Origin of the sequence: Prevotella sp. C561, assembly GCF_000224595.1 — a bacterium.
GTDB lineage: Bacteria > Bacteroidota > Bacteroidia > Bacteroidales > Bacteroidaceae > Prevotella > Prevotella jejuni.
Genome location: NZ_JH114152.1, coordinates 1,211 through 10,721, shown reverse-complemented (window position 1 = coordinate 10,721; position 9,511 = coordinate 1,211). Strand labels below are relative to the sequence as shown.

The window sequence follows — 9,511 nt, the reverse complement described above, 5'->3', positions numbered from 1 at the left end:
AAACATGTTGTTTATGAGAAAACTAAAGAAGGGGAAAAATGCCAAAGAACTGGCACGAACTTGTAATACACTTACTATCTCCTTTCAAAGACCATATCAAGTCTATTACAACTGACAATGGTACAGAATTCGCTTGTCATGAAATGATAGCCAAAAGCCTTGGTGTTACCATATATTTTGCTGACCCATACGCTTCATGGCAGAAAGGCGCTATAGAAAATGCTAACGGACTAATTAGGCAATACGTGCCAAAAAAGAAACCTTTGAGCATATCAGCCAGCAACAAATAACTAAGTATTCAAAGAAAATTAACATGAGGCCAAGAAAGAAATTAGATTTTAAAACACCACAGGACTGCTTTTACGAACTAATTAAGTAAATTTGCACTTGCTTGTTGAATTCACGACCAACCTACAAAAAGTAAATATCGGAAAAAGTGTTAAGGATATAGGAGAATACGCATTTGATTACTGTACCAGTATAACACAGATTTCAAGTGAGGCAGTCGTACCTCCAACCTGTGAATCAGGTGTTTTTACCGACATTAATAAATCTAAATGTAAACTTATTGTTCCTAAGAATAGTCTTGACGCATATAAACAAGCATACCAATGGGAAGATTTTTCCTTAATAGAGGGTAGTACTACTGGCATTACAAACACTGTTTATAATAAAGCAGGACTTGCCGATGTCTATACAATAGATGGAACAAAACGGCTAAGTAAAGCAAGCACTGACGAAATTAATGCTTTGCCTAAGGGTGTTTATATTGTCAATGGTAAAAAGATAATCATTAAATAATGAGCACATCGGTTTTCCTAAGTCACACTATATATTTTTACTTGTTGTATGTTCATCTGACAAAGAAATAAGAATAGGAACAGAAACTTACAAGGAAAACTTCGATGGCTTATACAGAAAACCTTATTACTATAGAGCAGCAAGTGAGCAATCCTTTCTAATGAATTGCTTCAAACTGTTAGCTTATCAAAATGGTATTTCCATTTTGGCATAACTTCTCATTATATACTATTGTAAACTACTAAATGGAATATAATATTTGGCGCAAAAATAGATTACCCTTCTTTCGATTTTATTTAATCAAAAGTTGTTAGTTAACTTGGGTTGGTATGGTTATTTGATTAAAGTGTGTATTCTCGTCCCACATTGGTAACTCTGCAACTTTCAAGTCAGGCAAAAGAAAATCCTCTTTATTAGGGAACTTCCCTAAGATTGTTTCATCGTTGATAGATAATCTTGAACGTATTTTTTGAAGAATTTTACCTCAGAATACTCTATCCGGTTATCTGTCTCAATAGCATTGAATGCAAGTGATTCCAGCAACAGTTGCTCCTTCTCGTTCAAATCTTCCGTAGCAATTTCATTAAGGTAGTTTTGTAGAAACATACCGCCTCGCTTATTAATTTCATTAATCCATGCATTGATATACTTTTCAGTATTCATATCGCTGAAAAGTTTATCTTTGGTACCAAGTTCTCTTATCAAGCGGATTTCTTCTTCGGCAATGTCTCCATCGAATGCTATGCAACAGAACACTGTTTTTAAATATAATTCTTTCTTTGTCATAATCATTTATACATTAAAACCTATTCGAGGTCTGTTTTTTGTCTTGCTTTGTGTTTCGCCATTCATCATTGCACGAATGCGCTCATACTTATTTAACTCATTAGCACTGAGCGATGGCTGAATATTTGTTATTACAGATTTCAAGATTTCCATAGTTATCTTGCAATGCTGTCGAAGCGCACACCTTGAAGCATCATTTACTATCAATTGAATATCAGCAGACACATAATTCTTAGTCATGTCTGCTAAAAGTTGATAATCCAAACCAAAGTCGTATGGACGCTTTTCAAGATACAACCTGAATAACGCCACCCTTGCTTCTGTATCTGGTACACCTATGTAAAACTTTTTATCTAATCTACCTGCACGTAGTATTGCAGGGTCTATCATATTTGGGTAATTAGTTGCACCAATGATAAAAACTCCTTTTTCACCTGTCTTATCCATTTGAGCGAGCATTTCATTGACAGCACTTCTTGACATCTCGTGTACATCGCTACTATCACGATTAGGCACGAGTTCATTCACCTCATCAAAGAAAATGACCGTTGGTGCATTATCTTCTGCTTCCTTGAACATTTTTGCTATGTTCTCTTGTGTTGCATTAACATAACGGCTTTTCAATGTAGCGGGAGTGATGCACATAAAGTTAAAACCTAATTCCTCTGCAAAATGTTTGGCAAAGAATGTCTTTCCACAACCCGGAGGTCCATAGAGTAACATTCCATTGGGAATAGTAACGCCATAACGTTGATATTCCTCTGGATGATGAAGTGGTTCTATCACTTCTTCATACATTTGCTGTTTCAGTTCTTCCATACCTGCTACAGCAGAGAATCCTTCACCCATTTTCTTTGTTGGTGTTAGAATTGCAGCCTCGTTCGGTTGCAATCCTGATAGGATTTCTCGCTTGGTAGACTGATGTTCCACCCTGACTTCACCGTCAATAGCCTTAATAAATTCTTGGGCTGTTTGGAATCTATTCTCTGCGTCATAACTTAGTGATTTGGCTATCACATTCAGCAGTTGATCATCAAGCTCATATATGTTATCTTTTGACAGTTTAAGCTTTTTGTTTCGTTCTACCAAGATGTAGTCCACCACATCTTGATTATCTTTTTTAGAAATATCAATAAACCAAGGTAACCTGCCATAAAGTAAATGGTACATCATAACTCCTACTGAATATAAATCAGTTTGTACAGAGTATACGCCGGAGAATCGTTCAGGTGCGAGATAAAATGGATTCAATTCATCCAAGTTTGGCTTACTTATCGCTTGTCCCAAGTATCGAGCATGTCCAAAATCTATCAACTTCAAGTCTTTCAAATCACCAGCGAGATTCAGCAAAATGTTTTGTATTGTTACTTCATTGTGAATGATGGGTACCTGCTGTGAGTGTAGATACGATAAAGCAAACAAGACAGCCTTTGCAATCGTCTTTATCTCATATACACTGAGATTGCTATCACGGATGATGCGCTCAGACAAAGTTTCACCACTCACAAACTCCGTTACAAGGCAAGCATATTGATGACCGCCTATCATTATATTACCTGAATCAACATACTGACAAAGGTTATGATGATTCAATTGTTTGGCAATCTCAACTTCCGTTACTTGACCATCATTATCTATCTGGCGATGATGGAGTTTAGAGTAATTGATAAGTTTCAGAAAACGAGTCTTACCATTTGCATCTTTCACACGATAGGTTTCCGCATAAGTCCCTTGCCTATGCGGAAACGCAATTGTGTATGCACCTACTTTATCGTTTTTCTTAAAATGCATAGTTTTACATTTAAAGTATAATTAAACCAACTTCGATTGTTAAAAATAACAACAAAGACAATATACAGCCTCAACCTTTAGAGTCTGATATTTATATGAGTGTAGATAAATACATTTTCTCAAGCCTACTATCACATTCCGGACACCTAATGGTTGCATCTATCTACTTACTCATAAGTTCTAATTATTATCTTAACAGTCCACCTGCATTCGCTGCCTCATCTTGTGGCATAAGTTCAATTAATTCTGCTGCGATCTGCTGCAATCCCTCTGTTGTAGGGTTGTTACTAATTTGCTCCATTCCACGATTTACAAGTTGGCGGGCATGCGACGAGTCTTTCCAGCGTATAGTGCCAAAGCGATCGTTGCAAGACCGAATAAGTCCCATGCACTGGTAAACCATGGTAAGTTGGAAGAATAGTCTATTGATTTGTTCTAATAGTTCACGACCAACTTGTACGTTCTTTGCACGTATAGTCTCATCTGTCTGGGTGCGGAGTTGATTAACCAATTGTGCAGAGTTATCATTTCCCAGATCGTTCTGTGCCTTTTCAAGTCTGTCAAACTCTTCACGTAACTCTTGCTCCACACGCTGCCATTCTGTATTTGCATCAAGTTGCTCAATCTTTCTAAGTAACTCTCGTAGATGGTTTAGTACCTCTTTCTTCTCTGTTGTGTTTTCATTGTCTGTACGGATAGAAGCAAGTTCTTCCTTTAAGCTGTCTACATTTATTCCACTATCAGACAAGGTTTTAAGGCTGCCCTCTGCCTCTGTAAATCCTTTCTTTATCTCTGTACTGGCATCAAGCATGGTATGCTTCTTGTTAGTATCAAGTTCTTTTTCTACAGTCGTATCTGTAGACAAGAAATGAACTTCAAGTTTCATTTGTTCGGAAGAATCGACTTTAAGTGTTACATCCACCAAACTATTCTCCGTAATGAGTGTATCAACATCATCGCCAGTAATAACAACATCTGCTACATGTTCATAGAGTGATGCAGACTTGCCTTCAGCTTCGGTAAAGTCATCTACTTGGTAAATTGGAATGGTTAGCATATCACTCTCTAAACCAGGACGAAGTTGGTTAGAAGTTTTCAAATCATTTACCACACCAGTGGCAGGCAATGGCTTGTTCTTCTCTAATCCCTTTGCCATACGGAAGACACCACGTCTTTTGTCTTCATTCCATGTGGCAATACCAATATTATAGGGCAATGGTGCAGCTCCAACTACAGAACCTTGAATAATGGTAATTTCTGAAGGAAAGCAAGGGAGGGTATTTCCTTTATCATCATAACAGAAAACATTGAACGAGTTAGCTTTTCCTTCTAATAGATTTACTTCCAGCACATCACCATTTGAATCAATTTCCACTTTTCCACTTGACCATGCCTTATCTCCTCTAACAAGCTCAACGAAAACTTTGCTCAAAGGTGAGTCGGCAGTCAAACGAACTGGTATATACTCTGTCATTTCAACAGTTGTAGATTCATAATTCACATCGAGTTTGATAGTTCCCACTTGAATGTCCTCGTCCGTAATCTCCGCATCCATTGTAGAAGCATAGAGTGCCGCTCCTGTTGCAACAGCAGTCATAGGGTCGATACTTGTATCAACATTAGGCGTAACTTGTTCTTTCAGCATCTGTCGGATGAGAGGGCTATGTGTTGGACCACCCACAAGAATAAGTTTGCTGATTTGTGATCCGTCAATGTTATTGCGCTTTACAAGGTTCTTGCAGATGTCTACTGCTTTTTGGAAGTAAGGGTGCATTACATCAAAGACCTGTGCCTGAGTTAAGGTTAAGTCAAGTTCTATTTCTTCTCCTTCCTCATCTTCTCCGAGATCGCCAAGATTGGAAATAATATCCTCATGATCTTTAAATGAAAGTTGATTTTTTGCATCTTCTGCGTATGTTTTCATAGCATCGCGAAGTACCTCCTTTTTTTCTGGATCTTGCAAGTAACTATCTACTGCATAATTTTTCTGAAGATATGGTATAAGCAAGTTATCCACAATAGCATAATCAAGGTTCTTACCGCCAAGATAATTGTCTCCCTCAGTGTCAAAAACTTGCATTATTCCATCTTCTACTTTCAACAAGGCAGCATCAAAAGTTCCGCCTCCAAAGTCGAAGACCATCCAAAGTCCATGCTTTTCCTCTGCAGTAACACCATATGCCATAGCTGCTGCAATAGGCTCCTGAAGTAGCTCACAATGTTTGAAGCCTGCCAGCTTCGCGGCTTCCATTGTTGCAGTTTTTTGGTTCACCGTGAACTTTGCTGGCACGGTAATGACAACAGAACCAAATGTTTCATCCGTAACGAATGACTTTAAAGTTTTCAGTACTTCTGCCGATAGTTCCTCTGATAAGAATTCTTTATTCAAGTTAGTACATGAATATTTTGTATCTGTCGCCATTGTGCGTTTAAACTCCACATATGTATTGGAGGCTCCCTTATGCCACGACTTTGTAGCACGGCGTTTATCTTGCTTCATCGTATTGTAGGCACTATCGCCAGCCTTTATAGAGCCTTTCTTGTTTACAGAAATGCAGGAAGGCATAGTGTCTTTTAATACGTCAGTCTTTATTACTATAGGTTCGCCTTTTTCCATGCGGCTGATGGCGGAATTGGTTGTTCCAAGATCTATGCCATAATCAATTTTGTTTCTTGCCATAATGTTAATATCTTAGATGTTTTGACTTACGGTTATCTGAGCAGCTTGTATCATTTGCCCATTGTAGTTGATTTGCGGTTTGGTAATGCCTGTAATGATTTGCTTTCCTTCTTCTAATTCTTCGTCAGCAACAAAGTTGGCAGTTACTTTCATGCCCTCATTGTATGGTTTCCCTAACATATCGATGATTTCATAGCCATTGGCTTTAAAGTTATCTTTGATGCGTTCCACGGCTTTTGCCAATTGCTTGTATCCCTTTATTGAAGAGTCCATACGTGACATATTGAGTTCTATTCTGACAATTTCGTCTGCCACCTTCAAGGCAAGCGAATGGTCAGGTTTATCAGTTCCGACAACCTTTGGCGTTGCGGATATTTGCTTGTCAAACATTTCCAGCAGCTTATCATCCAGTCTCACAGATTCTTCTTGCATCTTTGTCTGTGCCAACTGCAAGGCTTCTTGAGCTTTGCGTACTTCGTCGATAGAGGTGTCACCTAATTTAATACGTCTTGCCAATCGGTATATCACACCTATTATTATAATAAGTAATACCACAGCAATAATGCCCATCCAAAGCGTGCGGTTTCGCAGCATGTCTTGACCATCCTGCATATTGCTGTTAGTTTTATCGATTTCCCTACTGATATTTTTGCGGTCAGTTGCTTGAGTATTTGCTAATTGTCTGCATGCATTCTGCAAACTGTCAATCACCTTTGTTAGTCTGGCATTCTCATTGCTAAGCGATTGGATTTTATGCTCGTCTTCTATTTGTTTGTCTACCAGCCTGTTCAAATGATTTTCAACATTACCTTGCTTGTTCAGCAGAAGAGTAAACTTATCTTCTAAAACTTTAATTTTGTCGGTATTATTCGCCAACTTCGCACTCGTTAGCAGGCAACCCATGGTAACAAGCAGGATTATTGTAAATATTTTATTCATAGTTATGATTTGACAACATCTAATAAAAACCTTATTCCTTTATATATCCAATAACCAATACATAGGGGAAATAAAATTATTATTCCCCAACATCCGGAACTAGCCAGCCAGCCCCCATAACTTTCTGTATCTTCCCCTTTGTCTATTAATATATATATCCAAGATATAGCCCCTATACCTATACTCCAGTAAAATATAGTTTTATCAAAATATCCACTTTCATCTGCAATACAATAACCTATGATTACACAAATAATATGAAGGAATAGTGCAGCTTGCCAATATGATGCTCTCTTAGAAGAAAATCGATGAATCAGCCCTCTTTCTTCACACATTTGTTTCAGTATTTCTCGGTTCTTTTTATATGTTTTTTCTTTAAACGAAACTTCTAAATCAAACGTGTCCATAAAAAGAGTTAACTCCCATGCACTCTTCAGAATGTCATTATTATTACTAGCATTTACCTCTGCTATAGCATTACTGAGAGCATTCCCTACTACCTGTGAGGATATTTTGAGATAATAACCATTTGATACGCCGAGTTTACGTTTAATAGCCTGTAAATGTGGTCTGGTATTATTAAGCAAAGTTACAGCATGACAAATTTTGTCAGGGAGTAAACAGTACTTACGCAATTCCTCGTGAATAGCCCTATCCTCTGAATACACCTCAGATGGTGGCAAGTTGTCTATAATCTTTTGAAGTGTATCCACATTCTCCTTACATCTGTCTTTTGCCATTTGTCCGACTACAATGCCCATTGCATATTTTTGTAGCTTCATGGCTTTATGGGCGGTATCAGCTTCGTCAGCTTCGTTGAAGTAGTCAATACCACATTGCAAAATTTCAAATCCCAGCTTGTCTGCAATCGTCTGGTATTGCAAGTCCGTTTTGGGTAGAAGACTCATTAACTGCTGCAAAGTGGCTTTTGTACTTTTCATAAGTACTTCGCCTGCTTCCAACCTTGCCAGAGAACCTTTTCCTCTTGATTTATTCGCAATGGCAATAGCATTTTGTATGGTGTCGATTAATGGGTTTATAGCCTTCCCACTAATATGTTCTTTCCAGATACTATTTTCGATATGCGGAAGTATTTTCTGTACATCAATTTCTTCACATAGAGCATCAAGGAATGTGAAAGGTAAGTCTGTCACACTTACGTTTCCACCAGTGCCAATCACTGCTGACACAAATTGATTGACATATTCCATATTGGCATACAATGTCTCTGCGCACGATAGGGCTTGTTTGTAGTCATCGCACATTAAGGCGCATACAATGCGGTTTTGTAGCGATGAAAGAGTTTCTTTCTTTTGCCAAATTTCTTCCGCCTTGCTGCGTTCGCCTGCTATGAGGTGATTAAAAGCTATATCGTCTAACGGAGTTGTCTTGATAAACCAAAACAGCGCATAGAACATTTGGTCTTTGGGTAACGCGAGTTTAGCATCAGCATCGGCTACCAAAGTATCAGTCCTATTGATAGGTTGTAGGTATTGGGGTAAATCTAAGGAAAAAGATACAGACTTGCCTACTTTCAGAAATGCTTTCATCCGATTGTGATTAGCTAGTCGTTCTTTGGTCGGAGAATTAGTGTAAACTCCGAGTAGTCGGTAAGGATTGTTCTTTAAAACATTCATTCTAATTTCGTTCACAAACACAGCCAACAGACTCCCTTTGTTGACGAAATTCATCCTCGTAATCTATACATATAAAAAAGCGTGGAGCCAGTTCTGTCACTCGCTTCACGAATTGAGGCTCTCGCATTGCCCGACAAGTCGAAACGAGCAACGCCGAAAGCCCCACGCCAGTGTAAATATATAGTATACCCTCTTGACAACAACCGAAAAATCGATTGAAGACATTGAGAACGTATATAATACACCCCATGAAGCGTTCTTAGTTGCTTTGTTCTTGACTTGTCGATGAATTTGCGAGATTCCAATTCGTCAAAACCAAAGCGTACAAAAACGCCTTTTATCAATATGTATGTATACCCCACCTTTGCCCATTGGGGCTTTCGGTATGGGTAATACGCAACAAAGATACGAAAAGTATTTTATATATTTTTATTTAATTGATAAAAAAAACACTTACTGTTAGAATCTTCCCCAAATATGCTACTGAGTAGATATATTATTTATGGTTCTTTCCCTCAATTCCACAGCATTATTCTTTGCGATTTACTTTTATATATTGACGTGACATTTTGGTATTTATCCATTGATTTGGGACTTTTCTAGGGTTCTTGGTTCTTGCATAGGCATAAAATCCCCCACCCAAACCCAATGGGGAATATGATAGCCACAAAGAAATACTGTTTATTCAAGGAATACTTCAGAGTAGTATGTTTTATTTGTATATAGGTTCAGAACGTTCTGCCTTCCCGTTCTCACCCATTTTGCCGGTACGCTGACAAAATGCAGGATAAAGGCTTTCAGTCTGCTTGTCTTTTTCAGCGGCTTGACCTTTTCGCTGATATGACGGACGAGATAGAGATAGAAGTTCTTCAGCATG

At 38.2% G+C, this 9,511-nt stretch carries 6 protein-coding genes and 2 pseudogenes; 2 read left to right on the top strand and 6 right to left on the bottom strand.

The window, feature by feature from the left end; translation table 11 throughout:
- Together HMPREF0666_RS12635 and HMPREF0666_RS12630 are read left to right on the top strand one after the other, a co-directional pair.
- A pseudogene (locus tag HMPREF0666_RS12635) lies at positions 1-379 on the top strand (IS30 family transposase); the annotation flags it as partial.
- 8 nt (positions 380-387) lie between these two features.
- Positions 388-801, top strand: a complete 414-nt coding sequence (locus tag HMPREF0666_RS12630) for a leucine-rich repeat protein (RefSeq protein WP_009012754.1) — start codon at positions 388-390, stop codon at positions 799-801.
- A gap of 426 nt (positions 802-1,227) precedes the next feature.
- On the opposite strand, the gene HMPREF0666_RS12625 is transcribed toward HMPREF0666_RS12630, so the two are convergent.
- The 6 genes and pseudogenes from HMPREF0666_RS12625 to HMPREF0666_RS17440 form a co-directional block, all read right to left on the bottom strand.
- Positions 1,228-1,587: a TerB family tellurite resistance protein gene (locus tag HMPREF0666_RS12625; protein ID WP_009012753.1), complete on the bottom strand. Its 360-nt coding sequence runs from the start codon at positions 1,585-1,587 to the stop codon at positions 1,228-1,230.
- Between the two features lie 6 nt (positions 1,588-1,593).
- Positions 1,594-3,378, bottom strand: coding sequence for an AAA family ATPase (locus tag HMPREF0666_RS12620; protein ID WP_009012752.1), 1,785 nt, complete (start codon positions 3,376-3,378; stop codon positions 1,594-1,596).
- Between the two features lie 187 nt (positions 3,379-3,565).
- The gene (locus tag HMPREF0666_RS12615; RefSeq protein ID WP_009012751.1) at positions 3,566-6,058 is read right to left on the bottom strand and encodes an Hsp70 family protein; all 2,493 of its coding nucleotides are present in this window, start codon (positions 6,056-6,058) and stop codon (positions 3,566-3,568) included.
- Positions 6,059-6,070: 12 nt separating this feature from the next.
- Complete coding sequence (locus HMPREF0666_RS12610) at positions 6,071-6,997, bottom strand: hypothetical protein (RefSeq protein ID WP_232214108.1); 927 nt, start codon at positions 6,995-6,997, stop codon at positions 6,071-6,073.
- Positions 6,998-6,999: 2 nt separating this feature from the next.
- Positions 7,000-8,547: a hypothetical protein gene (locus tag HMPREF0666_RS12605; RefSeq protein WP_232214107.1), complete on the bottom strand. Its 1,548-nt coding sequence runs from the start codon at positions 8,545-8,547 to the stop codon at positions 7,000-7,002.
- Positions 8,548-9,315: 768 nt separating this feature from the next.
- Positions 9,316-9,511: pseudogene (locus HMPREF0666_RS17440) on the bottom strand (IS1380 family transposase); the annotation flags it as partial.

Bases quoted from the DNA above. Each gene is read 5' to 3' on its own strand.
- HMPREF0666_RS12625 (WP_009012753.1), bottom strand. From the start codon at position 1,587: ATGACAAAGAAAGAATTATATTTAAAAACAGTGTTCTGTTGCATAGCA.
- HMPREF0666_RS12620 (WP_009012752.1), bottom strand. From the start codon at position 3,378: ATGCATTTTAAGAAAAACGATAAAGTAGGTGCATACACAATTGCGTTT.
- HMPREF0666_RS12615 (WP_009012751.1), bottom strand. From the start codon at position 6,058: ATGGCAAGAAACAAAATTGATTATGGCATAGATCTTGGAACAACCAAT.
- HMPREF0666_RS12610 (WP_232214108.1), bottom strand. From the start codon at position 6,997: ATGAATAAAATATTTACAATAATCCTGCTTGTTACCATGGGTTGCCTG.
- HMPREF0666_RS12605 (WP_232214107.1), bottom strand. From the start codon at position 8,547: ATGAAAGCATTTCTGAAAGTAGGCAAGTCTGTATCTTTTTCCTTAGAT.